The sequence below is a fragment of the Stenotrophomonas testudinis genome (genome assembly GCF_024499815.1).
In the GTDB taxonomy this organism is placed as follows: domain Bacteria; phylum Pseudomonadota; class Gammaproteobacteria; order Xanthomonadales; family Xanthomonadaceae; genus Stenotrophomonas.
Genome location: NZ_JAMOKY010000007.1, coordinates 64,134 through 90,327, shown reverse-complemented (window position 1 = coordinate 90,327; position 26,194 = coordinate 64,134). Strand labels below are relative to the sequence as shown.

23 protein-coding genes are annotated in these 26,194 nt (G+C 68.2%); 7 read left to right on the top strand and 16 right to left on the bottom strand.

Going from position 1 to position 26,194, the window contains the following annotated elements:
- Positions 1 to 6: 6 nt before the first annotated feature.
- Positions 7 to 885 carry a lipase family protein gene (locus NQ204_RS06725; RefSeq protein ID WP_116864375.1) on the bottom strand — a complete coding sequence of 293 codons (879 nt, stop codon included), beginning with the start codon at positions 883 to 885 and terminating at the stop codon, positions 7 to 9.
- Between the two features lie 243 nt (positions 886 to 1,128).
- Between NQ204_RS06725 and NQ204_RS06720 the strand changes: the two genes are divergently transcribed.
- Positions 1,129 to 1,968 (top strand): acid phosphatase, encoded by an 840-nt coding sequence (locus NQ204_RS06720; protein ID WP_256643410.1) that lies wholly within the window; start codon positions 1,129 to 1,131, stop codon positions 1,966 to 1,968.
- 32 nt (positions 1,969 to 2,000) lie between these two features.
- Here the strand turns inward: NQ204_RS06720 and NQ204_RS06715 are convergent, their stop codons facing one another.
- The 3 genes from NQ204_RS06715 to NQ204_RS06705 form a co-directional block, all read right to left on the bottom strand.
- The gene (locus tag NQ204_RS06715) at positions 2,001 to 2,951 is read right to left on the bottom strand and encodes a hypothetical protein (protein WP_256643409.1); all 951 of its coding nucleotides are present in this window, start codon (positions 2,949 to 2,951) and stop codon (positions 2,001 to 2,003) included.
- Positions 2,933 to 3,490, bottom strand: a complete 558-nt coding sequence (locus tag NQ204_RS06710) for a hypothetical protein (RefSeq protein WP_256643408.1) — start codon at positions 3,488 to 3,490, stop codon at positions 2,933 to 2,935. Before NQ204_RS06710 ends, NQ204_RS06715 begins: the two co-directional genes overlap by 19 nt.
- Before the next feature lie 218 nt (positions 3,491 to 3,708).
- Positions 3,709 to 5,976 (bottom strand): TonB-dependent receptor, encoded by a 2,268-nt coding sequence (locus tag NQ204_RS06705; RefSeq protein WP_116864378.1) that lies wholly within the window; start codon positions 5,974 to 5,976, stop codon positions 3,709 to 3,711.
- A 161-nt stretch (positions 5,977 to 6,137) separates the two neighbouring features.
- Here NQ204_RS06705 and NQ204_RS06700 point away from each other — a divergent pair, with 161 nt between their 5' ends.
- Positions 6,138 to 7,187, top strand: coding sequence for a TIGR00266 family protein (locus NQ204_RS06700; RefSeq protein ID WP_256643407.1), 1,050 nt, complete (start codon positions 6,138 to 6,140; stop codon positions 7,185 to 7,187).
- A 146-nt stretch (positions 7,188 to 7,333) separates the two neighbouring features.
- A complete protein-coding gene (locus NQ204_RS06695) occupies positions 7,334 to 8,326 on the top strand; it encodes a patatin-like phospholipase family protein (RefSeq protein WP_256643406.1) in 993 nt (330 codons plus the stop codon).
- Between the two features lie 41 nt (positions 8,327 to 8,367).
- Here the strand turns inward: NQ204_RS06695 and NQ204_RS06690 are convergent, their stop codons facing one another.
- On the bottom strand, positions 8,368 to 10,365 hold the full coding sequence (locus NQ204_RS06690; protein ID WP_256643405.1) for a hypothetical protein: 1,998 nt from the start codon (positions 10,363 to 10,365) through the stop codon (positions 8,368 to 8,370).
- Positions 10,366 to 10,451: 86 nt separating this feature from the next.
- Complete coding sequence (locus NQ204_RS06685) at positions 10,452 to 10,934, bottom strand: Lrp/AsnC family transcriptional regulator (protein WP_116864382.1); 483 nt, start codon at positions 10,932 to 10,934, stop codon at positions 10,452 to 10,454.
- 125 nt (positions 10,935 to 11,059) lie between these two features.
- Between NQ204_RS06685 and phhA the strand changes: the two genes are divergently transcribed.
- Entirely contained in the window at positions 11,060 to 11,953 is an 894-nt protein-coding gene (phhA, locus tag NQ204_RS06680) for a phenylalanine 4-monooxygenase (protein WP_116864383.1), read from the top strand.
- Between the two features lie 31 nt (positions 11,954 to 11,984).
- Entirely contained in the window at positions 11,985 to 12,635 is a 651-nt protein-coding gene (locus tag NQ204_RS06675) for a DMP19 family protein (RefSeq protein WP_256643404.1), read from the top strand.
- A gap of 78 nt (positions 12,636 to 12,713) precedes the next feature.
- On the opposite strand, the gene NQ204_RS06670 is transcribed toward NQ204_RS06675, so the two are convergent.
- The 10 genes from NQ204_RS06670 to NQ204_RS06625 form a co-directional block, all read right to left on the bottom strand.
- Positions 12,714 to 13,811 (bottom strand): GDSL-type esterase/lipase family protein, encoded by a 1,098-nt coding sequence (locus NQ204_RS06670; RefSeq protein WP_256643403.1) that lies wholly within the window; start codon positions 13,809 to 13,811, stop codon positions 12,714 to 12,716.
- A gap of 91 nt (positions 13,812 to 13,902) precedes the next feature.
- On the bottom strand, positions 13,903 to 14,658 hold the full coding sequence (gene kduD, locus NQ204_RS06665) for a 2-dehydro-3-deoxy-D-gluconate 5-dehydrogenase KduD (protein ID WP_108745609.1): 756 nt from the start codon (positions 14,656 to 14,658) through the stop codon (positions 13,903 to 13,905).
- Positions 14,659 to 14,739: 81 nt separating this feature from the next.
- A complete protein-coding gene (gene kduI / locus NQ204_RS06660; protein ID WP_108767197.1) occupies positions 14,740 to 15,588 on the bottom strand; it encodes a 5-dehydro-4-deoxy-D-glucuronate isomerase in 849 nt (282 codons plus the stop codon).
- Between the two features lie 222 nt (positions 15,589 to 15,810).
- Complete coding sequence (locus tag NQ204_RS06655) at positions 15,811 to 16,869, bottom strand: LacI family DNA-binding transcriptional regulator (RefSeq protein WP_108767196.1); 1,059 nt, start codon at positions 16,867 to 16,869, stop codon at positions 15,811 to 15,813.
- Positions 16,870 to 16,907: 38 nt separating this feature from the next.
- The gene (locus tag NQ204_RS06650) at positions 16,908 to 18,500 is read right to left on the bottom strand and encodes a family 43 glycosylhydrolase (RefSeq protein ID WP_116864386.1); all 1,593 of its coding nucleotides are present in this window, start codon (positions 18,498 to 18,500) and stop codon (positions 16,908 to 16,910) included.
- A gap of 34 nt (positions 18,501 to 18,534) precedes the next feature.
- Positions 18,535 to 19,683, bottom strand: a complete 1,149-nt coding sequence (pelA, locus tag NQ204_RS06645; RefSeq protein WP_256643402.1) for a pectate lyase — start codon at positions 19,681 to 19,683, stop codon at positions 18,535 to 18,537.
- On the bottom strand, positions 19,680 to 20,963 hold the full coding sequence (locus NQ204_RS06640; RefSeq protein ID WP_108767194.1) for a TRAP transporter large permease: 1,284 nt from the start codon (positions 20,961 to 20,963) through the stop codon (positions 19,680 to 19,682). The genes pelA and NQ204_RS06640 overlap by 4 nt, the downstream gene beginning before the upstream one ends.
- Before the next feature lie 3 nt (positions 20,964 to 20,966).
- The gene (locus NQ204_RS06635; protein WP_256643401.1) at positions 20,967 to 21,497 is read right to left on the bottom strand and encodes a TRAP transporter small permease; all 531 of its coding nucleotides are present in this window, start codon (positions 21,495 to 21,497) and stop codon (positions 20,967 to 20,969) included.
- 10 nt (positions 21,498 to 21,507) lie between these two features.
- The gene (locus tag NQ204_RS06630) at positions 21,508 to 22,509 is read right to left on the bottom strand and encodes a TRAP transporter substrate-binding protein (protein ID WP_256643400.1); all 1,002 of its coding nucleotides are present in this window, start codon (positions 22,507 to 22,509) and stop codon (positions 21,508 to 21,510) included.
- 40 nt (positions 22,510 to 22,549) lie between these two features.
- Positions 22,550 to 23,377: a 2-keto-4-pentenoate hydratase gene (locus tag NQ204_RS06625; RefSeq protein ID WP_256643399.1), complete on the bottom strand. Its 828-nt coding sequence runs from the start codon at positions 23,375 to 23,377 to the stop codon at positions 22,550 to 22,552.
- Positions 23,378 to 23,533: 156 nt separating this feature from the next.
- Between NQ204_RS06625 and NQ204_RS06620 the strand changes: the two genes are divergently transcribed.
- Together NQ204_RS06620 and NQ204_RS06615 are read left to right on the top strand one after the other, a co-directional pair.
- Entirely contained in the window at positions 23,534 to 24,571 is a 1,038-nt protein-coding gene (locus tag NQ204_RS06620) for an alpha/beta hydrolase (RefSeq protein ID WP_256643398.1), read from the top strand.
- Positions 24,568 to 26,193 (top strand): carboxylesterase/lipase family protein, encoded by a 1,626-nt coding sequence (locus tag NQ204_RS06615; protein ID WP_256643397.1) that lies wholly within the window; start codon positions 24,568 to 24,570, stop codon positions 26,191 to 26,193. The genes NQ204_RS06620 and NQ204_RS06615 overlap by 4 nt, the downstream gene beginning before the upstream one ends.
- Position 26,194 lies beyond the last annotated feature (1 nt).

Genomic DNA, 26,194 nt, shown 5'->3' with positions numbered 1-26,194 from the left:
TCTCCCTCACTGGGTCAGGTCGTTGCGCAGGATCGTGCCGAGGCCGAAGCACTCGCGGCGGCTCTGGTTGTGGCTCAAAGGCTCGGCGCCCTGGGTGCGCGCCTTGTCGGTGAACCACAACGTGCCCGCGGCCTTCTGGCTGCTGCACTCCAGGAAGCCGTCCGAACAGGACGACAGCCAGTTCTGGGTGAACTCCAGGCCGACGTTGGCCGCGTAGCCGCCGCAGTAGCTGTTGCTGTCCCACACCGCCGATTCGACATCGCTGCCGACCACCGCGCGGAAGGGCTTGGGCAATGCCGGGCGGCCAGCGGTGCCATACAGGTTCTGCGCGTTGTAGGTGGCCATGTGGCCGACCTGCTGCATGCGCACCGCATCGTTCTTGTAGCCCAGCAGCCAGCCCAGCGAGGTTTCGAAGGTGTTGCCGTTGAGCACCGCATCGGCCAGCGGCGTGCCCGCCGAGGACGGCGCCAGCGCGGTGACCTTGCGCACCGTGCTGATGATCTTCGGGTAGCGGCTGTCGTAGGTGGGGTTGGACAGGATCCAGCGCACCACGTTGCCGCCGTTGGAATGGGTGATGACCACCAGCTGGGTGATGCCGCGGCTGTCGATGAAGCTGGTCAGCTGGTTGGCCAGGCAGCCGGCAGCTTCCGGCTTCCACATGTACTGGGTGAAATCGCAGTTGATGACCACGTAGTTGCTGCTGTTCGGCAGGCCCTGGCGCACGGTGTCGATGATCGCCGGCTGCCAGTAGTCCTGGGTGGCATCGGTCTGTGCGCCGGTGCCGTGCACGAAGGCCACGCCGTAGACATCGGCGGCCTGCGCCGGGGTGCAGGCCAGGCCCAGCAGCAGGGCCAGGGCGGTACTTCCTGTTGCGGTGCTGCGCATCGCATCTCTCCCTCGTCAGCGGATCCCCCCGGCCCGGCTGTGGGCTGATGCTGGCGGCGAACGCGCGTGAAAGTCCGTGCGCTGCGCCCGTATTCGGGAGATTGGCGACGTTGGATGCCGTTGTTGCAGGATAATGACTGCCCAGAGCCACCATGCCGGGTCTGGCCGTATGACCCATGGACGCTGCGGGCGGCAGGAGGGGCTGCGATCATGGCTGCTGTGTTTCCTGTCTCGAGCCTGCCCATGTCCCTGCCTGCCCTCCCCGCCCGCCCCCTGCTCGGCCTGGCCATCGCCCTGTCGCTGGCCGGTTGCGCGTCCACCGCCACCGCACCGACCGCGGTGGAATCCAACGTCACCACCAAGGCGGTGGGCTACCTGGACAAGGCCGCCGTGCCGGCCAGCATCGCCTTGGTGCCGGCGCCGCCGGCAGCCGGTTCGGCCGGCTTCGCGCTGGATGAGCAGGTCAGCCGCGAAGCCCGCGCCCTGCGTGGCACGCCGCGCTTCAGCCAGGCGACCAGCGATGCCGAACTCGGCTTTCCGGCCGGCGCCAACCAGTTCTCCTGCGCCGCCGACATCGACGTCGACGCGGTGAAGACCCCCGCCCTGTACCGCCTGCTGGAGCGCAGCCGCATCGATGCCAGCGCGGCCACCAAGGCCGCCAAGAACCGGTACCAGCGCCCGCGTCCGTTCATGGTCAACGGCGAGCCGACCTGCACGCCCGACGATGAAGTCGGGCTGCGAAAGAACGGCTCCTATCCGTCAGGCCACACCTCCATCGGCTGGGCCTGGGCGCTGATTCTCTCGGAGATCGCGCCGGACCGCGCCGACGCCATCCAGGCGCGCGGCCGCAACTACGGCGAGAGCCGCCTGGTGTGCAACGTGCACTGGCAGAGCGACATCCTCGAAGGGCGTTTCATGGGCGCCGCCGCCGTGGCGCGCCTGCATGACAACGCCGCGTTCAACAAGGATCTGCTGGCCGCGCGCAAGGAGATTGCGGGTGCGCGCAAGGCCGGCCTGCATTCCAGCCGCGACTGCGCGGCCGAGGAAGCGGTGCTGAAGGTGCGGCCGGAAAGCGCGCTGTAAGGCATTGCCGCTGCGCTCGCCGTTGCGCGGCGCTACCGACTGCGCCGCGGAACGGCGGCATCGGCGATGGCCTTTGTCAGCATCGCCTTGTTGCCGCCGCGTGGCCAGCCCACCACCCGCGCGACGACCCCGCCGTCGCGCAGGATGTAGAACGTGGGTGTTCCCCAGTAGCCGACCTCTGAAAAGCCGGACTGACGGGCCACAATGTGGATCGGCAGGTCAGGATGACGGTCGTTCCAATCCCTGAAGATGCGCGGATCGAGCGTTCCATCCTGCGGCGACAGCCACAGGGCGCGTGGACCGGAAAGCACTCGCATCAGCTCGGGGTCTGTGCGGGCGGCTTCTGCGGCCGCCCGCGTGAAGCCGCAGGCAGGATGCGCGATGACGATGATGTCCAAGGATGCCAGGTCGGCCTGAGCCGAGCTGAAGCTCTCGCCATCGGGGCCAGGAGTCCAGTATTCGAGCGGCCTGATGACATCGGGAAATCGCGGGACGGGACGGCCATTGAACGCCGCCAGCCACGGCGATGCGGGCGTCAACGCAGTGGCATCACGGCTCAGCATGGCAATGGCTGCTCCGGCGCGTGCATCGGCAGGATGCAGCTCACCTCGCCTGCGCAGCTCGAGGCCCACGCGCAGTGCAATGGTCGAGTAGCGCGGCTGTTTGCTTGCCACAGCGGCCGCGTGGGTCGCCCTCAGCAGTACCCGCAGGTCAGATGCAGCCAGCGAGGACAGCGTACCGGTGTGAGGCAGGACACTGGTGTCGAATACACGATCAACCTGCGCCCCGCGCTCGCGCCAGTCATGATCCGGCCCCGAGAGTCTTTCCCACGTTCGCTGCACGATGGCGTGGCCCTCCTCCAGCGATTCGCCGGCGGCACAGGGAAAGGACAGGATCACCGCCAGCATGGTGGCGACCGGAAGAAACCCACGCATGACGGTGCGTGGGAGCCGCAGGGCCATGATCAGCAGTTGGACGTGCATATGTGCGCCGTCGATTCCTCGCAGGTCGCGTGCGAGATGCACTTGTAGCCGGGATAGTCCGCCTCGTTGCAGTGTTCTCCCACACCACAACGCAGGCTGCGCGCAGAATCCAGGATCTGCAGAACCTGCTGGTCTTCCTCCGAATTGACCCTGACATCAGGCATGACGGCCACCAGATGCTGGAAGCCAAAGGGTTTGAGAACACGCTGGATGTCCGCAGCGCCCAGTTCGCGGACGAGATCGGAGTAATCAAATGATGCCAGTCCCCTCGCGTTGAACTGCAGCGCTCCGACAAAGCGTGCACGGGCTGAGGGACTGTGCTTGTAGAGTGGGAAGGCCTCAGTCCCCTCCATCGTTCTGGCGTACGCATCAAATGATCGGCAATCAGTGATCGGCGCCGTTCGTTTGTCCAGTTCCAAGCGCTGTTCCTCAAGGTTTGCCTGGGCTGTCAGCGCTGCGGGGGATGCCTCGGCACGCGCCTGCAGTGAGGCAAGCAGAAGGATCGCTGCGAGAACGGTTTCCCCTGTCCTGGAGATCATTGCGCTACCTCCTCATTCCGGGAGATTCCGGCGCTTCAGTACTACACCTTTCTTAGCGAACTGCTGCCAGTTCGCCGTATTTTTCGTTGAATTCCTATATCCGGGTTGCACGTGCCAGGAAACACAGGTTCGCTCACGTCACAGAGAGACGAAACTCGTAAAAAGAAACGGCGCGGTTGCCCGCGCCGTTTCTGGTGACAGCTACCGCATCAACCGCATCAGAACTTCGCGGTGAACTCGACGCCGAACGTGCGCGGCTCGTTGAGGAAGCCGGTCAGGTTGTTGAAGTCGATCGCGCCGACCACGCGGGTCTGGTTGGTCAGGTTGCGGCCGAACACGGCCACGTCGTACTGGCCGTAATCCCAGTTGTAGCCCACGCGCAGGCCACCTTCCAGCGAGCTGCGGCTGCGGAACTCCGGCGACTCGTACAGGAAGAAGTTCACCGGACCCTTGTAGGCCCAGTCGGTGTAGACGTAGACCTCGCTGGCATCGTTCACCGGGAAGCCGGCACGCAGGGTCAGGTTGTGGATCCACTTCGGCGCCTGCGGCAGCGGGTTGCCGTTGACCAGCGCGTAGGTGCCGCCGTTGATGATGGTGGTCGGGTCGGTGATGGTGCAGCCACCGCCACAGATCGCCACGGCCAGATCCTTGTCCTTGATCTCGGTGTCGTTGTAGCTGCTGCCCAGGGTCATCAGCACGTGGTCGGTCAGGTACGCCTCGAAGTCCAGCTCGAAGCCCTGGCCAATGGTCTTGTCGGCGTTGAGCAGGGTGGCGGTGTTGTTGCTGCCACCGACGGCGATCAGCTGCTGGCCATCGACGTTGTAGCGGAACACGTTGAAGCCCAGGCGTGCGCGACGGTCGAACAGGTCGGCCTTGATGCCGGCTTCATACGAGATCACCTTCTCCGAATCGGCCTGGGTGACGCCGCCGAAGGCCAGGCGGCCCTGGATCGACGGTGCACGGAAGCCCTTGGCCACGCGGGCATAGGCGTTGATGTTGTCGGTGATCTGGTAGACGCCGCTCAGGTCCCAGCTGACGTCGTCGACATCGCTGTTGGCCAGGTATGGGCCGCTGACCGGCGTACCGCCCGGCACGGCCTGCAGCACGCTGGCGGTGAAGTCCTTCTTGTCCTGGGTGTAACGCACGCCGGCACGCAGCTTGAAGCGGTCGGTCACGTCCAGGTCGCCCGAGGCGAACGCGGCCCAGGCCTTGTTGCGCTGGCTCTGCACGGCGTGGCCGGTCTGCGGGTTGCCCGGGGTCAGCGAGTCGTAGTTGAAGCTGTCGATGGTCACGTCTTCATCGAAGTAGAAGACACCGGCCTGCCAGTCGAAGCGGCCCCACTCGTTGGATTCGACGCGGAACTCCTGCGTCCACTGGCGGTGGTGCGGCAGGCCGTCAGCCGATTCGGACGGGAACGGAATCAGGCCCGGGCCGGAATTGCCGGCGCCCAGGAAGGCCGCACCGTAGCCACCATCGACGTCGCCGTGGTTCAGCGATTCGGCGGTTTCATAGCCGGTGATCGAGTGCAGGGTGACGCGGCCCAGGTCCCACTTGATGCGTGCGCTGCCGCCCCAGGTTTCCAGGTTGGAGAAGTTCAGGCCATCGGTGGAGACCTTGTCGCGGTCGAAGTTCTCGACCAGCGCGTTGCTGCCCTTCTGGATGATGTTGGCGCGGAACAGACGGGCGGTGCCGTTGAGCTTGCGCTTGTGCAGGTTGAACAGCGCTTCGACGTCGTCACCTTCGTACAGGAACTGCACGCGGCCAGCGGCTTCGTCATAGCCTTCGAAGCCCGAGCTCGGCGCGTTGGCGACGGTGTTGTCGACGTAGTTCTCGCGGCGCTGGTACAGCGCCGACACGCGCGCCGACCAGCGGCTGGTCAGCGGGCCGCCGTAGGCGCCCTGCACGTTCCAGGTGTCATACGTGCCGTAGGACATCTTCACGTAGCCATCGGCGTCCTGCGACGGACGGGCCGAATCGAACTTCACCACGCCGGCCGGGGTATTGCGGCCGAACAGCGTGCCCTGCGGGCCACGCAGCACTTCCACGCCAGCCAGGTCGAACAGCGGGAAGCCCTTCAGCAGCGGGCTTTCCTGCACCACGTCGTCGTACACCAGCGACACCGGCTGCGAAGCGTTGAGATCGAAGTCGGTGTTGCCCAGGCCGCGGATGTAGAAGCGCGGGAAGGCACGGCCGTACGACGATTCGATGTTCAGGCTGGGCACGCGCGCGGACAGGAAGCGGATGTCGTCGCCGGCGGAGCCGAGCACATCCAGCTTCTCGCCCTGGATCGCGGTGATCGCGACCGGCACGTCCTTGGCGTTCTCGACGCGGCGCTGCGCGGTGACCTGGAGGGCATCGAGGGCAACCGGATCCTTGGCAGCAGGGGTTTCCTGGGCGGCTGCTACGAGCGGCAGCAGGGCGGAAAGAGCGGCAACGAGGGGACGCGCGACCGGAGTGCGGCCACGGAAAGTGCGGGTCGGAGACATGGCGGTAGGCTGTGTTTGGAGGGGTGGTGAAACGGCGCTACCAGATAATTGTTGCAATACAGCACCTACGCCGCAAATGCCGATCGTTCATGGCCCCTCACCGGCAGTGCCCCCGGCGGGCCGCTAGACTCTGTGTCTCCCCTTGCCACAGAGCTGCTGCGATGACCCAGTGGTACTTCCATGCCGCCGGCCAGGCCGAGCGGATCGGCCCGCTCGACGAGGACGCTGCGCGCCAATTTGCGCAGGCCAACCCGCACGCGCTGGCCTGGCGCCAGGGCATGGAAGGGTGGACACCCGTGTCCGAAATCAGCGTCCTGCAGGGGTCTGCGGCACCTGCCGCACCCGGCCGTGCATCGCCGGTCCTGCCCGCTGCCGCACCGGCCGCGACTGAAACCGTCAGCAGCAGCGGCGGCCACGGCGATCCGATCGATTTCCGCATCGTCGGCCATGAAATGCAGTTCGTGGAAATCGGCCTGGACCCAGGTGAAAGCGCGATCGCCGAAGCCGGCGCGCTGATGTTCAAGGAATCCATGGTGCAGATGGACACCGTGTTCGGCGACGGCTCGCAGGCCAGCAGCGGTTTCATGGGCAAGGTGATGGCCGCCGGCCGCCGCGTAGTGACCGGCGAAAGCCTGTTCGCCACCGTCTACACCCAGACCGGCACCGGCCGCGGCAAGGTCGCCTTCGCCGCGCCCTACCCCGGCACGGTGCTACCGATGAAGCTGGACCAGCACGGCGGACGCCTGATCTGCCAGAAGGACAGCTTCCTGGCCGGCGCGCGCGGCGTGCGCATCGGCGTGCAGTTCCAGCGCAGGATCATGACCGGCCTGTTCGGCGGCGAAGGCTTCGTCATGCAGAAGCTGGAAGGCGACGGCTGGGTCTTCATCCATGCCGGCGGCTGCGTGATCGAGCGCGAACTGGCTGCCGGCGAGCGCCTGGACGTCGATACCGGCTGCGTGGTGGCCTACCACCCGACGGTGGAGATGGACGTGCGCCGGGTCAGCGGCATCAAGAGCATGCTGTTCGGTGGCGAGGGCGTGTTCCTGGCCACCCTGACCGGGCCGGGCAAGGTCTGGCTGCAGTCGCTGCCGTTCTCGCGCCTCGCCGGGCGCATGTGGATGGCCGCGCCGCAGGGTGGCGGTCAGAGCCGTGGCGAGGGCTCGATCCTGGGCGGCCTGGGCCGCACGCTGGGCGGCGACAACCGGTTCTGACCCTGCACGGTAGCGCCGGGCCATGCCCGGCGAGCACAGCGGCACCTGAACCATCCGCCGGGCATGGCCCGGCGCTACCCATGGATTTTGCATCCTTCGGTATGCTGGCGCCCTTTCCTGAATCCGGCGCCCCGAGCGCATTGCCGATGAGCCTGTTCCGCCCCCGCGTGCTGCTGTCCGTCGCCCTGCTCGGCCTGCTGGCCGGTTGCGGTGGCGAAGAGGTCCGCCCCACTCCGCCGCCGCAGCCGACCCTGCTACCGCAGGCCAAGCCGATCAAGATCGGCATCGCCCTCGGTGGTGGCGCGGCCAAGGGCTTTGCCCACATCGGCGTGATCAAGATGCTGGAAGCCAACGGGTTCGAGCCGGTGGTGGTGTCGGGCACCAGCGCCGGCAGCGTGGTCGGCGCGCTGTATGCCAGCGGCATGGACGCGTTCCAGATGCAGAGCAAGGCGGTGGCGCTCGATGAAGCCAGCATCCGTGACGTGCGCCTGTTCTCCGGCGGCCTGGTGCAGGGCCAGAAGCTGCAGGACTACGTCAACGAGCAGGTGGCCAACCGCCCGGCCGAGAAGCTGAAGAAACCGTTCGCCGCGGTCGCCACCCAGCTGGAAACCGGCGAGCGCGCGATCTTCGTGCGCGGCAACGTCGGCCAGGCCGTGCGCGCCTCCAGCAGCATCCCCGGTGTGTTCGAGCCGGTGAAGATCGGTGGCCGCAACTACATCGACGGCGGCGTGGTCAGCCCGGTGCCGGTCGATGCCGCGCGCCAGCTGGGCGCCGAGTTCGTCATCGCCGTGGACATCTCCAGCAAGGCCAGCGGCAAGGCGCCGACCGGCATGCTGGGCATCGTCAACCAGTCGATCTCGATCATGGGCCAGCGCCTGGGCGAGCAGGAACTGGCACGCGCCGACATCGTCATCCGGCCGAAGGTGCTGGACATCGGCGCTGCCGATTTCAGCCAGCGCGGCACCGCGATTCTCGAGGGCGAGAAGGCCGCGATGGCGGCGATGCCGCAGATCCGCGCGAAGATCCAGCAGATGCAGAAGGCACGTGCCGCTGTATTGGCACCGGCCGCACCGGTGGTGCCGAAGTGCGATGAGCCGTCGCGCCTGGGCAAGCTGATGGGCCGCAAGGAAAAGTGCTGATCACCCCGGCGCGCCGCTGCTGAGCGGCGCGTAATCGTGTCCTAGCGCGCAGGCCGGTAACCGCTGGCCTGCTGCCGCTCGCGCCGGCGGGCCTGCCGTGCCTGTTCCTGCAGCGCCGCGGTGTGCTGCAGCTGTTCCATGCCATCGGCCGGCACGTGCAGCTGGCGGCGCGCGCGGGTCAACGCCAGGTACACCGCGCGCACCGGGTTGTGCCAGATGCGCACGCCCTGCCCCGGACTGAAGCACCCCGGCGACAGCGAGACCACGTCGAACTGCAGGTTTTTCGCATGTTCGGCCAGGCAAAGCACCACGCGCCCATCGGCGGGCGTGTCCTGGTCATCCAGTGCCTGCAGCAGTGACTGCACGCGCTCGGCCGAGGCGAACAATGCCTGCAGTGCGCCCTGCCCTTCGCCGGCCTGCTTGGACAGGAAACGCTCCTGCATCTGGTTCGACCCGCTGTCGCGACGGCGCCATGCATCCAGCGTCCCCTGCAACGCGCTGCGCAGCGCGCGCAGCGACGCCGGGTGCAGGTAGGGCCGCAACCCGTGCGCGTGCAGCTGTGCGGCATCCAGCGCCAGATCGGCGACGTTGCCGTGGATGCGCAGGCCTTTGCCTGGCACCTGCGACCAGTCGCGGTAATGCAGCACGCCGGTGGCGCGGTCGGCGGCACCGACGAACGGACCGCTGTCCTGGCCCAGGCCGTCCAGCGCCAGCGCTTGGTTGACCAAGCCATCGACCTGGTTGCCCTGGCGCACCGACTGGTGCATTTCCAGCACCTTCGATGCGGCCCAGCGCGGCACGGTGCCAGACAGGCACTGGTGCGGATCGCCGAGGCTGACCACGCCCGGGGCGTGGCCGGCCAGCAGCTGCTTCCATGACGGGCTCAGGTCGTGCGCCTCGTCCACCAGCAGCATGCCCATGTCCTGTGGCGGGGTGACGCCGCGCAGCGCCAGCCATTTGCCGATGTGCGCGGGGCTGAGGCTCAGCAGTGTGCCGCGCTGCAGCTCGGCATCGAACATGCTGCGCCAGACGTGCTCGGCCGCGGCCAGGTAGGGCGTCACGTCGAGCATCGCGGCCGGCACCGAACGGTCGAAATGCTGGAATGCCATGCGCGGTGCGGACGAGGCGCACCAGCGGTTGATGGCCTCGAAGGCGGTCAGCAGCACCTGCTCCGGGCTGCGCCCGCCGATGCCCTGCAGGCCGATGCGGCCGGCGATCTCGCGCGGGGTGCGGGTGCTGCGCCGGTAGCTGGCGATGAAACCGCCGGTCTGGCCACTGCGCGCGGCGTGCTGGGCCACGCGGTTGGCGAACTCGATCTGGGTCAGCAGGCGCACCGCCGTGCTGGCCGGCACGCGGGCGCGGAACGCTTCGACCTGGCCGCGCGACGGCGCGATGTAGGTGTAGCGGCCCGGGCGCGCGTCCATCAGCGCCAGCACCAGATGGCCTTTGCCGGTACCGGCGTAGCCATCGAGGTCGATCAGTTCATCCGGGTTGGCCGCGATCGCGCGCAGCACGCGGGCCTGCTCGGAGGTGTACAGGCCATGGTGCTCGACTGCACGCGCGTCGCTGGCAACAGCCTCGTCCTGGTCATCGTCCTCGTCGTCGCTGGCGAAGGCGGCCGGGAAGCGGATCTCATGTTCGGCCAGTGTTTCCTGGCAGGCCTGCTGCAGGGCCAGGCCGGGGTACCCGCTGGGCGACTGCACGATGAAGTCCTGCAGGATCTCTGCCGGAGCCAGCAGCACGCCATGAGCGGCCAGCGCGGCCAGCCAGGCATCGAGTTCCGGCTGGCCACCACCGCCGGCGCCGGCGAGCTGCGCGGCCGCGCCGTCATGGCTGGCAAACAGCGCGCAGGCCTCGTGCAGCAGACGCTCGATTTCCGCTGGTGTGTGCAGGCGCGCGCGGCACAGCTGCGCAGCCATCAACCCAGCCTGTTCCAGCACGGTCTGCGGCGGCGTGCCATGGGCGATGAAGCGCGCCAGCGACTTGCGCTGCAGCGGCAGGAAGGTGGTGGTAAGCACCGGGTGCTGGAGTTCGGACATGCTTGGAACCGGAAGGGAACGCTGCGGCGCGCGCAGGGCGGTGATGCTCGGCTACCCGCCCGGCGCCGTCAAATCGCGGCGGCCGTTCATTCCAGCTGCGACAGCGGCAGCGCCTGGAAGCCCTTCACCGTGCGCAGCACGAAGCTGGAATTAGCGTCGGCCACGCCGCCGGCGTTGAGCAGCTTGTCCAGCAGGAAGCGCGAGAAGTGTTCCAGGTCGCGCACGTAGACGTGCAGCAGGTAGTCCATGTCGCCGGTCAGGGCGTGGCAGGCCACCACCTCATCCCAGCCCTGCACGCTGTCCACGAAGTGGCCGATGGCGGCCTGGTCGTGCTTTTCCAGCTGCACGCGGACGAAGGCCTGCAGGCCCAGGCGCAGCTGGCGCGGCTCCAGGCGCGCGCCGTAACCGACGATCACCCCTTCGCTTTCCAACCGCTGCAGGCGCCGCAGGCAGGCCGACGGCGACAGGTTCACCCGCGTCGCCAACTCCGCGTTGGTGGCGCGACCATCACGCTGGATCTCGGCCAACAGGCGTATATCCGTGCGATCGAACTGGACTTCTCCGGCCATTGCTGCCCCGCAACACGGTGAGTACGCAAGGATATTGCGCCACAAGGCCTGTTACGCGCAACTTTTGCAACCCTGTTGCGCGCGCCCTGCCCTAGCATCACCGGTATCCCTTCAAGGAGTGCCCCATGGACCTCGCCCAGCCCCGCCGCGTCGAACACCAGCAGACCGACAAGGGCTACGTGCCGGTGTACACCACCGCGCTCGTCGAGCAGCCGTGGGAGACCTATACCGGCGACGACCACGCCACCTGGAGCACGCTGTACCAGCGCCAGCGCGAACTGCTGGTCGGCCGCGCCTGCCAGGAATTCCTCGACGCGCAGGACGAGATGGGCATGAACGCGCACATGATCCCGCGCTTCGACCAGCTCAACGAAGTGCTGGGCGCGGCCACCGGCTGGACCCTGGTGGGCGTGGAAGGCCTGCTGCCGGAACTGGATTTCTTCGACCACCTGGCCAACCGCCGCTTCCCGGTGACCTGGTGGATCCGCCGCCCGGACCAGATCGACTACATCGCCGAACCGGACCTGTTCCACGACCTGTTCGGCCATGTGCCGCTGCTGATGAACCCGGTGTTCGCCGACTTCATGGAGGCCTACGGCCGCGGCGGCGTCAAAGCCCATGCGATCGGCCCGGATGCACTGCAGAACCTGACCCGCCTGTACTGGTACACGGTGGAGTTCGGCCTGATCGACACCGCCGACGGCCTGCGCATCTATGGCGCCGGCATCGTCTCGTCCAAGGGCGAATCGCTGTACTCGCTGGAATCGACCGCGCCCAACCGCATTGGCTTCGACCTCCAGCGGATCATGCGCACGAAGTACCGCATCGACACCTTCCAGAAGACCTACTTCGTCATCGACAGCTTCGAACAGCTGATGCAGGCGACGTCGCCGGACTTCACCCCGATCTATGCTGCGCTGGCCGACCAGGCGCACCTGCCCGCCGGTGACGTGCAGGCCAACGATCGCGTATTCCAGGCGGGTACGGGTGAGGGTTGGGCGGACGGCGGCGACGTGTGATACGCGCTGCCGCGCGGGTATCCTGCACGGCATGACTGATGCATTTGCGTCGCTGCGCGTAACCGACGTCGCCTTCAACGACGACTTCATCCTGCTGATCCTGGCCGATGGCCGCCGCACCCGCCAGCCACTGCGCTGGGCGCCCGCGCTGTTCCAAGCCACGGCTGAACAGCGTGCGCACTGGGTTGCCACCGCCAATGGTCTCGGCGTGAACTGGCCCGCCCTGCTGCCGCCGCGTGAGGCAGGCGTGGTCGATATCCCCAGCCAGGTGTGGGATGACCGCTACGAGGCCGCGCTGGCGCGTCTGAAGGCGGCCGCGTGGACGCTGGATGCGCTGTCCGACGAAGACCAGCAGCTGGTGGCGCTGTGGCGCATGGAAGCGGACATCAACAATGGCGGCTTCATGCAGTTCCTGTGCAATTGGGGCGACCCGACCTGCCAGCTGGCGCTGCGTGCGCTGCAGGCGATGGGCGCGGTGCAGACCCACGCGATCCTGGCCGGCATGCGCGGGCTGCTGGACCGGCTGGAGGACGACCCGGCGATCACGCAGCTGCACGACCTGTACGGCGCGATGACCGAACAGGAGCAGGCCGCCCTGCACGCCTTCGACGAAGCCTATTTCGCGCGGCCGGAAGACCTGGCGCGGCTGGGTCTGAAGCATTTCGGCCCGGAGCCGTTGTAGAGCCAAGTCGAGCGTAGGCTCGACTCTACCAAGCGGCGCTGTTCTGTAGAGCCGAGCCCATGCTCGGCTGCGTTTCGATCACCGCGGGTACGCCAGCAGCACCACCAGGTCCTCCTCACCCACCTGCTGCAGCGCGTGCGTGCTGCCCGTGCGGGTCAGCAGCGCGTGGCCCGCGCGCACGTCGTGCTGCTTGCCATCCAGCACGTAACTGCCCTGCCCGCTCACGATGTAGTAGATCTCATCCTTGTGTTGCGGGTGCAGGCCGATGCCGGCGCCCTTGTGCAGCACGCGCTTGCGCAGCACGAACGGAAGGTCCGTCGCGTCGGCAAAAAACGGGTACGCGGTGGTCGGACCGGCGCCGCCATGCGGGCCGGACTGCACGCGTGCAACCGTGTCTTCATGCAGCACCTGCGAGGGTCGCTGCGCATCGGCACCCTGCCCTGCGCCCATCACATCGCAATCGATGTCACGCACCAGTGCCGGTTTCAGCGCGGGCAGCAGCGGCACCGCCTCGCGCAGCACCAGGCAGGCCACCGCATTGGCACCGGCCACACTGAAATGAGTGCCGTCGGCCTTGTTCTGCTCGGGCACGAACAGGAAGTACGGCCGCGCACCCTGCTCGCCCAGCGCACGGATCCAGCGCGTGCTGCGGTCGTTGAGCTCGATCAGCGCGACGTGCTCGCGCGCCGCCAGCTGCCGCATCGCCAGCGTGTAGCGCGCGTGCGTATCCAGCAGTGAGCCGAAGTCGTACAGCAGCCGCGCCACTGGCGTGACCAGCACCGGCGTGGCGCCCGTGTCGCGCGCCACCTGCACATAGCGCATCAGCAGGCGCGGGTAGTCGCTGTCCGGATCGGTGTAACGCGTGCGGTCTTCGAACTTCGCATCGTTGTGGCCGAACTGGATCAGCAGCACGTCGCCGCGGCGCAGCTCGCTGGCGATCGCCTCCAGGCGCCCTTCGTCGATGAAGCTGCGCGTGCTGCGCCCGCCCTTGGCGTGGTTGTGTACTTCGAAGCGTGCCGGGTCCAGGTAGCTCTGCAGCGCCTGGCCCCAGCCCGCCTGTGGCGCACGCTCCGGCCCGTACTCGGCGGCGGTGGAATCGCCCGCGATGAACAGACGCACCGGCGCCGCCTGCGCGGTGGTGCACGTGAGCAGCAACAGCAGCAACAGCCTTCGCATCGCGGCACTCCTGTAGAGCCGAGCGATGCTCGGCTGATTTTCGATCAGAGCGCGACAGCCGAGCATGGGCTCGGCGCTACAGATACGTGCCTCAGCGCGCCAGCCAGCCACCATCGACTGGCAGAACGGCACCATTGATGTAATCCGACGCCGACGACGCCAGGAACACCGCCGCGCCGGCCAGGTCCTCCGGGTTGCCCCAGCGGCCTGCCGGAATGCGCTCGAGAATCGCCTTGTTGCGGTCCGCGTCGGCACGCAGGGCGGCCGTGTTGTCGGTGGCCATGTAGCCCGGCGCGATGGCGTTGATGTTCACGCCCTTGCCTGCCCACTCGTTGGCCAGCAGGCGGGTGATGCCGGCGATGCCGCTCTTGCTGGCGGTGTACGACGGCACGCGGACGCCGCCCTGGAACGACAGCATCGACGCGATGTTGATGATCTTGCCGTGGCCCTGTTCGATGAAGTGGCGGCCGGCCGCCTGCGAGATGAAGAACGCAGACTTGATGTTGACGTTCATCACGTCGTCCCAGTCCTGCTCGCTGAAGTCCACCGCATCGGCGCGGCGGATCAGGCCGGCGTTGTTGACCAGGATATCCAGCCCGCCCAGGCCTTCGATGGTCTCGCGCACCACGCGCGCCACCGGCTCGATGCTGATCAGGTTGGCTTCGATGGCCAGGCAGCGGCGGCCCAGCGCGGTGATCTTTTCGATGGTTTCGGTGGGCGGGGCGATGCCTGCCACGGCGACGTCGGCGCCAGCGGCAGCCAGTGCCACGGCGATGCCCTGGCCCAGGCCGGTATTACCACCGGTTACCAGAGCGACCTTGCCTTCCAGGCTGAAGGGATTAGCCATTGCGTATGCGTTCCTTGGTAGAGGTGAGCGGGGGAAGCGGCGGCAGCCGCCGGCACGCGGTGCGCGGCGGCCTGGCAGGGCTTACTTGAGCTGGCAGATGTCCAGCACGTGCATGTCGGTGTAATCCAGGTTCTCGCCGCCCATCGCCCAGATGAAGGCGTAGTTGCTGGTGCCGGCACCCATGTGGATCGACCACGGCGGCGACACCACCGCTTCGTTGTTCTGCATGACGATGTGGCGCTGCGCGTCCGGTTCGCCCATGAAGTGGTAGACGCGGTCGTTGGCGCCAAGGTCGAAGTAGAAATAGACCTCGCTGCGGCGGTCGTGCAGGTGCGGCGGCATGGTGTTCCAGACGCTGCCCGGCTTGAGCACGGTCAGGCCCAGCAGCAGCTGCGAGGACTGGCAGGTGGCCGGCACGATGTACTGGTAGATGGTGCGCTCGTTGCTGGTTTCCAGCGCGCCGCGGTCCAGCGCCACGGCATCCTTGATCGACAGCTGCTTGGTTTCGAAGCGCGCGTGGGCCGGGGTCGAGGCCAGGTAGAACTGCGCCGGGTTGGCGGCGTCCTGCGAAGCGAACACGACGTCCTTGCTGCCCATCGCCACGTACAGGCCGTCCTTCGGCCCCAGCGTGTAGACGGTGCCGTCGACGGTGACCGTACCAGTGCCGCTGCCGACGTTGATCACGCCCAGCTCGCGGCGCTCCAGGAACGGATGACCGGCCGCCGAGGCCGGTTCGGTCTGCGCCGGCAGCGCCAGCGGGGCATCGACCGGAGCGGCGCCGCCGAGCACGAAGCGCTCGTAGTGGGTGTACTTCAGGGTCACCTGGCCGGCATTGAACAGGCCGTCGAGCAGGTACAGCTCGCGCAGCTGGTCGTTGCTGGCGCCCTTGATGGCGTCGGGATGGGTGGCGTAGTGGGTCTTGCAGTACATGGCTTCTCCAGAGCAGGGGGCGGGCCGAAGGGTTCGGCCCCGGCGCGGTTCGTGGTCGATTCTAGCGACGCTGGTAACCGGTGTCATTTTGCGCCGCACGATAGCGGTGGCTGGGCGGGCGGGGTGGATGGGGTAAGCAGGTGAAGTGTCACGACCAACGGTCGTGACCTGCCGGATTGAGGCCTGAAGGTGTCGCGACCTACAGGACTGATGCCGCAGGCTTCAGTCCTCTGGCGGCTGGCAGGAGTCGCGGACGATCAGGTGCGGGCGCACGCTGGCGATCTGCAGCGCGGCTTGGCTGTCGGGCTGGATCAGCATCGCCGCGGCGGTGCGGCCGGTATCGCGGGTATGGCGGCGCACCGAGGTCAGCGACGGCCACAGGCGCGAGGCCAGCGGGCTGTCGTCGTAGCCGACGATGGACAGCTGGCGCGGGATGTTGATGCCCGCACGCAGCGCCACCTTGTAGATGCCGGCGGCCATTTCATCGTTGCCGGTGAAAATGGCGGTCGGCCGGCGCTTGCCCAGCAGCAGCTTCTCGGCGGCGGCCACGCCCGATTCGAAGGTGTAGCCGGCCTCGATGATGCGGTCCTTCGGCAGCTCGATGCCGCGCTGGGCCAGCGCGTCGATGAAGCCAGCGGTGCGCTCGTGCGCCGAACGGTAGGCGCTGGGGCCGGTCACCAGGGCGATCTCGCGGTGGCCCAGCGAAAGCAGGTAATCGGCCGCTTCAGCCGCACCGTCGCGGTCGTGGGTGACCACCATCTGCGAGGTTTCATCCAGCGGCAGCGCGGCCACGCGGGTGAAGCGGCAGCCGATCTCATCCAGCATGTCGGCCAGCGCCTGGTCTTCGGAGGCACGCGGCACCAGGATCACCCCGTGCAGCTTCTGCTGCTGCACGAAGCGGCGCACGCCGTCGATGTAGCCCGGGCTGCGGCTGTCGCAGGGGTGCACCACCAGTTCGAAGCTGGAACCGCGCAGCGCGTCCAGCGCGCCGTACTGCATGTCCACGATGTACTGGGCGGTCGGGTTGTCGTAGACCATGCCGATCAGGAAGGAGCGGCGGAAGGCCAGGCCACGGGCCAGCGGATCAGGCGTGTAGCCGACCTCGCGCATCAGCGCCTCGACCTTGTCGCGCGTGTCCTTGCGCACCAGGGGCGAGTTGTTGATGATCCGTGAAACCGTTTTCTTCGATACTCCCGACAGTCGCGCGATGTCGTTGATCGTGGCGGCCTTGCCCTTCGCCAATGCCGGCGTGGCGGCATCGTTCTTGTTGCGCACTGACATGTAGTGAACCCGGTAAGTCTGGGGATTCCAGCGCGCGCTCAGTCCAGCGCGCGATAGCGGAAGCTGCGGAAGGTTACCGCACCGTCGCCGGCCGCATACAGCGCCGGTTTCAGTGCCAGGAACTTGCCAGCCACATTGTGATGGTAACCGGACACTTCCATCTGAACCGGGTACTTCTCCCAGCGCTGGCCATCGGTGCTGGAGTGGATCGTCACGATGTGGCGGTTGTTGGTCACCCGCAGCCACAGCTTGCCGCCCTTTGCGCTGGCCGCCAAGCGGGTAGGGCGCTCCTCGCCGTAGCGGTGCATGATGAACTTCTCGCCGTTGCTGCCCACGCCCACGTACAGGCGGTCGCTGTAGAACAGCAGGGCGCCGCCCACCGCGCCCGGGGCAATGTCCATCTCCACCTCGAACTGGTAGGCCTTGTCGCCGGCGATGGCGGTCAGCGGCGAGCTGTCGCGCGGGGTCTCGCCCTTGCCCTGCAGCACCAGCCCCTGGCCACTGAAGCCCAGCCGCCGGTACTCGTCCTGGGCCGGGTTGAAGAACGACCACTGCGGGCCGAGCGCCTTGCCGCGGAAGTCGTCGGACAGGGCCATGCCATGCGCGCCCACCGATTCACCGGACGGCTTGCGCAGCGGCTGGCCGAGGTCGCCGCCCTTGGCCACGAACCAGCCATCGGCGGTCCATTCGATCGGCTCCAGCAGGGCCTGCCGGCCAAGCGTCCAGTACCCGTTCTCGTAGCCGTGGTACATCATCCACCAGCGCCCGTCGGTGCCTTCGATCACCGTGGCATGGCCGCGTGACCACCACGGCTCGGCGGCCGACTGGGTGCGCATGATCGGGTTGTTGGGCGCGTTCACCCACGGCCCATGGATCGAGCGCGAGCGCGCGGTGATCACCATGTGCCCGGTCGGCGGGCCGGCGGTGCCGCCCACGGCGGTGGTCATGTAGTACCAGCCATCGCGGACGTGGATCTTCGGGCCTTCCTGCGCATAGGCCTCCACGTCCCAGCTCTGTGGGTACTTCCAGCCGTCGTAGACGTGCTTCGGCGTACCGACCACGCTCAGGCCGTCGTCGGCCAGCTGCACGTAGTCGCCGCCGCTGAGGAACAGGTAGCGCTTGCCGTCCTCGCCCACGGCGTGGCCGGGGTCGATGTAGCCGCCCAGGCCGATGTCGATCGGCTCGCTCCACGGCCCCTTGATGCTGTCGGCCCAGACCACGAAGTTGCTGCGGCTGTCGCCGGTGCGGGCCGGGAAATAGATGTAGTAGCGACCCTCGTGCTTGACGATGTCCGGCGCCCAGATCGCGCCCACGTTCTTCGTGATCGCATGGCCCAGCGGCTGCCAGTTCACCAGGTCGCGCGAATGCCAGATCGGCAGGCCGGGGTAGGCGTCGAACGAGGACAGGGTGAGGTAGTAGTCCTGGCCGTCCTTCAGCACCGAGGGATCGGGGCGGTCACCGGCAAATACCGGGTTGAGGAAGGTGCCGTCGCCCAGGTCGGCCTGGCGCTGGTTCTCGATGCCACGCTTCCACGACGTGGCGGGGGCCTGCGCCTGCGCTTGCGCGAGGGCGGGCACGGCCAGCAGCAGGGTGGCGGCAAGCAGGGACTTCAGAGCGGTGCGCGACAGCATCGGGTTCCTCCGTGGTGCGGGTGCAGTTTCAAAGTCAGGGGGCAGGGCGGCCAATGCGCGCACGCCAGGCGGGCGCGTCGCGGTCGAGCAGGGCCTGCGGCCAGGTGCCATACCAGTGGTAGCCGGTGCGCCGCTCGCGGCCGACCTGTTCGTAGTTCTGCAGGCGTTCCCCCTGGCGGTTGGCCAGCACCACGCTGTTGTCGGCCAGATCGTGGAAGCGGCCCCACAGCAGCGGTGCGGCCGGGTCGGCCAACAGGCGGCGATCGACGGTGCTGCGGTGGTGGGCGAACTGTTCGGCCGGTGCGTCGACGGTCTGCAGGCGCAGGCCGTGCAGCGCGTTGGCCTGGAACCACGCCAGCGCGCCCTCGATGGCCTGCACCGTCTGCGGCGACGGATCGGGGATGGACATCAGGTAACGCACCACGCCCACGCTTTCGTCGGTCACCAGCGCGGCCAGTTCGAATCTGCGGCCGGGTGCCGGCTGCAGCGTGGTGACATCGTACTGGCCGGCCCAGAGCGTCGGCTGGCCGTGCTGGCGTACCTGCAGTCGCAGCAGGCAGGCATCGCCGCGCTGCACCGCCGTAGCCACCCGCGTGCGGCGCGCGGCATCGACGAAGGCAAAGCGTGGTGCGTCCTGCACTTGGCGCAGGGTGGTCAGCACGCCGCTGGTGACGTCGTCGGCGAAGGTGATGCGGTCGTGGTAATCGGTGCGCGCCGGCACCGAATGTGGCCAGCCGCCACAACTGCGGATCTGCTGGTCGAGGATGAAATCGAGTCCGTGCAGTGCGGCATCGCGATAGCGGCGGTCGTTGCTGCGGGCGAAGGCTTCGGCGAGGTAATCGACCTGGGTATAGGTGGTGCGGTTGTCGAAGCTGCCGCCGGGCTCATCCTGGGCCGCGCGGGTGGCCTCGCGCGCGGCGGCGTCCAGCACCCGCAGCGGGTCCTGGTTGACCGGCCAGCCGCCGGAGCGGCGTTGCAGCAACAGCAGGTTGTCGGCGATCTCCCGGTACTGCTGCGGTTCCAGCCGTGCGTAACCGTCCGCATGGCCGCTGCGCCAGTGGTTCACCCCGTCGTTGAAGCGGCCCACCGGAATTGCAGGCGTTGCCGCTGGCGGCGCGGCATGGGCCGCGGTGGCGGCCATGCCCACACCCAGCAGCAACGGCAGCGCGCGACGCCGGATCATGCGCGCAGCGCGGCCGGCAGCCACAGCGACAGCTGCGGGAAGAAGGTGACGATCAGCAGCACCGCCAGCGCGGCGAACCAGAACGGCCAGATGGTGCGCATGCTCTGGCCGACGGTGATCTTGCCGATCGACGTACCGATGAACAGCACCGAGCCCACCGGCGGCGTCACCAGGCCGAGGCCACCGGTCAACACCAGCACCAGGCCGAAGTGGATCGGATCGATGCCATAGGCCTTGGCCACCGGCAGGAAGATCGGCGTGCAGATCAGGATCATCGGCGCCAGGTCCATGAAGGTGCCCAGCAGCAGCAGCATCACCACGATCATCAGCAGCACCATGAACTGGCTGTGCGCGAACGACTGCAGGAAGTCCACCGCGGCGGTCGGCACCTGCAGGTAGGCCAGCAGCCAGCCGAACACCGCGGCGGTGGCGATGACGAACAGGATGACGCCGGTGCTGCGCGCGGCATGGATGACCGTGTCGAAGAATTCGCGCCAGCGCAGCTGCCGGTACAGCACGGTGGTCACCAGCAGGGCGTAGACCACGGCGATGGCCGCGCTCTCCACCGCGGTGAAGATGCCGGCACGGATACCGACAAAGATCAGCGCCACCAGGCCCAGGCCGGGCAGGGCGGAGATCACGCGCAGCAGCACCGCGCGCCAGCCCGGGAAGATTTCCACGCCATAGCCGCGGCGGCGTGCCACGGCGTAGCCGGTCAGCATCAGGGCGACGGTCATCAGCAGTGCCGGCACGATGCCCGCAGCGAACAGATCAGCGATGGACAGGCCACCACCTGCAGCGGCCGAGAACAGGATCAGGTTGTGCGAGGGCGGCACGAGCAGCGCCACCAGTGCGGCGGTGATGCTGACGTTGACCGCGAAGTCACGGTCATAGCCGCGCTTGACCATCTGCGGAATCATCGTGCCGCCGACCGCCGAGACATCGGCGATGGCCGAACCGGATACACCGCCGAAAAACAGCGAGGACAGGATCGACACCTGGCCCAGGCCACCGCGCATGCGGCCGACCAGCGAGGACGCCAGTGCGATCAGGCGCTCGGAGATGCCGCCGCGCATCATGATTTCGCCGGCGAAGATGAACAATGGAATGGCGATCAGCGAGGCCGAGCCGGTGCCGGCCGAGATCTGCTGCACCAGCACGATGCTGGGGATGTCCAGGTAGAGCAGGGTGGCCAGCGCGGCCGCGGCCAGTGCGTAGGCCACCGGCACGCCGAGCAGCAGCAGCACGGCGAATACGGCGAACAGGATGGTGATGCCCATGGGTCAACGATCTCCTTCAGCGTCGTCGCTGCCAGCGTCGCTGGCCTGAAGCGCTTTCCACGCACGGTTGAGTGCGAACAGCACCATCAGCGCACCACCCACCGCCAGCGGCAGGTAGTTGATGCTCTGCGGCAGGTTGGCACCGGCAGTCTTGATGTCCATCCCGTCCAGCAGCAGGTCGGCCGACCAGAAGGCGATGAAGCCGCCCAGTACTGCCACCACCAGCTGGATCAGCACGTCCACCGCGCGGCGCAGGCCGGGGCCCATGTAGGCGTGCAGCAGGAAGAAGCCGAAGTGACGGTTGGTGTGCACGCCGCAGGCCGCACCGAGGCTCATCGCCGTGGCCAGCAGCAGCAGGGTGACCGGCTCGGTCCAGCTGGGCGAATCGTTGATGACGTAGCGGGCGAACACCTGCCAGCCCTGCACCACCACCAGCCCGAGGAGGGCGGCGACGGCACAGTAGATGGCGATGTCGGCGATGCGGTCCAGCAGGCGCTGTCCCGGCCCGGCGGCGGGCGGCAAGGTCTCGGTCATGGCAGGTTCCTCAGGCAGCGCGGATGCGGTCGACCAGCGCGGCGATGTCCGGCTGTTGCAGGTACTCCTTCAGCAGCGGCTGGGCCGCGGCGCGGAAGGCGGGCATGTCCACTTCGTTGGCTTTCACCCCGAAGTCGAGCACCGCGCGGCGCGCAATGCTTTCCGATGCATCCCACTGCTCGCGCATCACGTTCACAGACGCACGCGCGGTGTGCAGCAGCAACTGGCGGTCATCCGGCGACAGGCGTTCGAAGCTGGCACGCGACATCAGCAGCACGTCCGGCGCGTAGGAGTGATCGCTCTGCGACCAGTAGTGCGCGGCCTCAAAATGACGGCTGGAGTGGAAGCTGCGCATGTTGTTCTCGGCACCATCGATCATGTGCGTTTCCATGCCCGAGAACGTATCGCCCAGCGACATCGGCGTGGGGTTGGCACCGAGCAGGCGCATCAGCTGGATGAAGATGTCCGAGGAGGCCACGCGCAGCTTCAGCCCATGCAGGTCCTTCGGCGAAACGATCGGATGCTTGGTGTTGTAGAAGCAGCGCGCGCCGGAATCGTAGATCGCCAGGCCGACCAGGTCGCGGCGCTCGAAACCGCGCAGCACGGCCTCGGCCACGCCGTCGTCCAGTGCGGCACGCTGGTGCGCCACCGACTTGAACACGTAGGGCAGGCACAGCGCCTGGGTCAGCGGGAAGGCGTTGTTCAGCGCACCGGCGTAGACGCGGGTGATGTCGATGGCACCGAAGCGGGCCATGTCGATCGCTTCCGACTCGCGGCCGAGCTGGCCCGAGTGATACTGGCGCAGCCGCAGGCGGCCATTGGTCTCGCGTTCCAGCGTTTCGCCGATCCACTTCACCGCGGTGACGGTGGGGTAGTCGGCCACGTGCACGTCGGTGGCGGTCAGCAGGGCGCCGCCGTCAACGCCAGCGGCCGGCCCGCGGCCACAGGCCGCGAGCATCGGCGTGGCCAGGGCTGCAGCGCCACCGGCCAGGAAATTACGTCGTGTGATCATCTGCGCCCTCCCGCGCGTGTTCACCAGGGCAGGCCGGCGGTCATCCCGCTGGAACGGCCCGGCAGGCAATGTCGCCGAAGCCGGCAAAACGCACCAGCGCGGTCTGCCCGGCGGTGATGTCATGGATGCCGGTCGCGTTGCCGGTGGCGATCAGGTCGCCCTTGCGCAGCGGCCGGCCACGCAGCGCCGAACGGGACAGTGCGAACGCATAGGCGGCGCGCAGGCCACCCGGCAGGCGCGTCGCACCACCAGTGCCGACCACTTCGCCTTCGATCAGCGTCTCGGCGCGCAGCGAGGTTTCGTCGCGTGCGGTCCAGTCGACGATCTCCGGCCCCAGCACCAGGCCGTTGTTGTTGCCGAAATCGGACACCACCACGCGCGGGCCGAGTTCGTTGATGGTGGCCAGCGGGCTGCTGGCCACTTCCACGCCGATGTACAGGCGCGCGGGCAGGGCCTCGGCCTGTTCCGGCGACCAGTGCAGTTGTCCGGCCGGAGCGTCCTCCAACAGCTCCAGCACGTACTCCGCTTCGACCGCGGCAAAGCCGCCGACGAACACCGGAATGTCTGTTGTTCCACCGGTAGCATTTTTCAGCTGACGAGAGAAAACCGGGCCCAGCAGGCGGTCATCCGCGGACACATCACGGCGCTCGGCGGCGATGTAACCCACTTTCCAGCCGACCACGCGGTCATCCCAGGCGGCGATGGCCAGGTCCTGCACCTGGTAGGCACCCACCAGAGTGTCCGGGATGGTGCCCGGGAATGTGGCCAATGACTGCCCGGCGCGGCGGGCGGTGGTGAAGGCCTGGGCGATCGCGGCCGCATCGTCCGGCGGCGGCGTCTGCCCATGTGTGCCGTGTTCGTTGCTCAAGAACGGTCTCCCTGTGTTTGTTGCACTGCCCATCGACAGCGTCTGCAGGAGGTGTATATGGTAAACCGGTGTCATCGTGCAAGCCGCAGCGCATCACGTGCTGCCACTGGATGCACCAGGCACCCTGTCCCCGTCCTGCCGGAGCCGTTGCCTGCCATGCGTCTGCGTCCTGTCGTGCTGTTGTTGTGCGGGCTGTTTCTGGCCCTGCCGTTGACCTCGACCGCCGCGCCGCCGCGCGACAACGAACGCCCCGGCCAGGAGCTGGCCGGCGAGCGGATCGCCCTGTGGCCGGACGGCCAGGTTCCCGGCGAGCAGGGCCCGGCGCGACCGGCGCGGGTGGTCGAGCGCAGCAGCGACCCGGCGCACCCCGACCGCTACGTCGACCAGGTCGATGCGCCCTACCTGCTGGTGCATGCACCGGCACGGCCGAACGGGCGCGCGCTGCTGGTCGTCCCCGGTGGCGGCTACCAGCGCGTGGTGATCGACAAGGAAGACAGTGCGCTCGTGCCGGAATGGGTGGACCGCGCCGGCTACACCCTGTTCGTGCTGCGCTACCGCCTACCGCAGCCCGGCCGCGACCGCCAGGCCGCGCTGGCCGATGCGCAGCGTGCGCTGCGGGTGGTGCGCGAGCAGGCCGCGCGGCGCGGTCTGGATGCCGGCAGCGTCTCGGTGATGGGTTTTTCCGCCGGCGGCCACGTCGCTGCGCGGCTGGCGACCGGCTTCGATGCCGCGGTGTACCCGGCACGCGATGCCATCGACCGGCTGAGCGCGCGCCCGGCCCGCGCGGTGCTGGTCTATCCGGTCATCGACATGGGTGCGCATGCGCACAGCGGCTCGCGCGGGCGCCTGCTCGGCGAGCACCGCGATACGACGCTGGCCGCGCAGTATTCGATGCAGCAGCAGGTGCGCGCGGACATGCCGCCGACCCTGCTGGTGCATGCCAACGACGACCGCGTGGTGAGCGTGCACAACAGCGAGCTGATGGCTGCGGCACTGGCCACGGCCGGGGTCGAGCACGAGCTGCATCTGTTCGCCCACGGTGGCCATGGTTTCGGGATGCGCATGCCGGCGGGGTCGACGCTGGCGGTATGGCCACTGCTGGCGGAGGCGTGGCTGGCGGCTGCGGGTGAGACGGGGGTGGGGTCAGATCCCCTCTCCTCTGGCGAGGGGATCCGACCCCGGGGTAGCCGATGAACACCGCGCCGAACGATCTGCAGCGCCGCCGTTTCCTGCGCGACAGCGCGCGCTGGGCACTGGCCACGGCCACCGTGGCGGCACTGCCATCGGCGCTGGCGGCGCCCGGCCCGCGCGGTGACACCCAGGTGCTGGCACGGGTGCGTGGCGGCCGGGTGCGCGGCCAGCGCGAACAGGGCGTGCTGGTGTTCCGCGGCCTGCGCTACGGCGCGGACACGGCCACCTACCGCTTCCAGCCACCCCGGCCCGAGGTGGCGTGGCGCGGCATCGCCGACGCGCTGGAGTACGGCGCGGCAGCACCGCAGGGGGGCGCCGAAGGCCCCGGCAGCGAGGACTGCCTGTTCCTCAACGTGTGGACGCCGGCGCTGGATGCGCGCGCGCGGCGGCCAGTGCTGGTCTACATCCACGGGGGCGGCTTCAACAACGGCTCCGGCAGCGACCCGCTGTACGACGGCAGCGCGCTGTGCCGGCGCGGCGACGTGGTGGTGGTCACCCTCAACCATCGCCTGAACACCTTCGGCTACCTGTACCTGGGCGCGCTGGGCGACCCACGCTACGCCGCGTCCGGCAATGTCGGCCAGCTGGACCTGGTGCAGGCGTTGCAGTGGGTGCGCGAGCACGCTACGACGTTCGGTGGCGACCCCGGCAACATCACCGTGTTCGGCCAGTCCGGCGGCGGCGCCAAGATCGCCACGCTGATGGCGATGCCGGCCGCACGCGGCCTGTTCCAGCGGGCGTGGACCATGAGCGGCCAGCAGGTCACCGCCGCCGGTCCGCGCGCGGCCGCACAGCGCGCGGCGGTGGCGATGGAGGCGGTGCACGCGCCGGACCTCGCGGCGCTGCTGCGCCTGCCGGCGGCTGACCTGCTGGCAGCCACCCGAGCCCGCGATCCGTCGCGGGTGGAAGACACCACGCTGTATTTCGGGCCGGTGCTGGACGAGGTGGTGCTGCCGGCGCATCCGTTCTGGCCACAGGCACCGGCACAGTCGGCCGGCATCCCGATGGTGATCGGCAACACCCACGATGAAACCCGCGCCTTCCTCGGCAACGACCCGGGCAACTTCGCGCTGGACTGGAACACCCTGCCGGCGCAGCTGGAGAAACAGCAGTTCGTCGACCTGCTGCCGTCGGTGGTGATCGAGCACTACCGCCGCCTCTATCCGCACTACACGGCGTCGGAGGTGTTCTTCGCCGCCACCACCGCCGGGCGCTCCTGGCGCGGTGCGGTGGAGGAGCTGGAAGCGCGTGCGCGGCAGCCGGCTACGGCAGCGCCGACCTGGTCCTACCAGCTCGATTGGCCCTCGCCGGTGGAAGAGGGACGCCTGCGCGCCTTCCACACCCTGGACATCCCGCTGGTGTTCGACAACGCCGGCCTGCCCACGGCGCGCACCGGCGGTGGCGAAGACGCACGCGCGCTGGCGGGCACCATGAGCGACGCGCTGATCGCCTTCGCCCGCCACGGCGACCCCAACCACGCCGGGCTGGCGGACTGGGCGCCGTACACCCTGCCGCAGCGGCGCACGATGCTGTTCGACGTGCGCAGCCGTGGCGCCGATGACCCGCGCGGTGGCGAGCGCGAGCTCTACCAGCGCGTCCCGTTCCTGCAACGAGGTACTGCCTGAG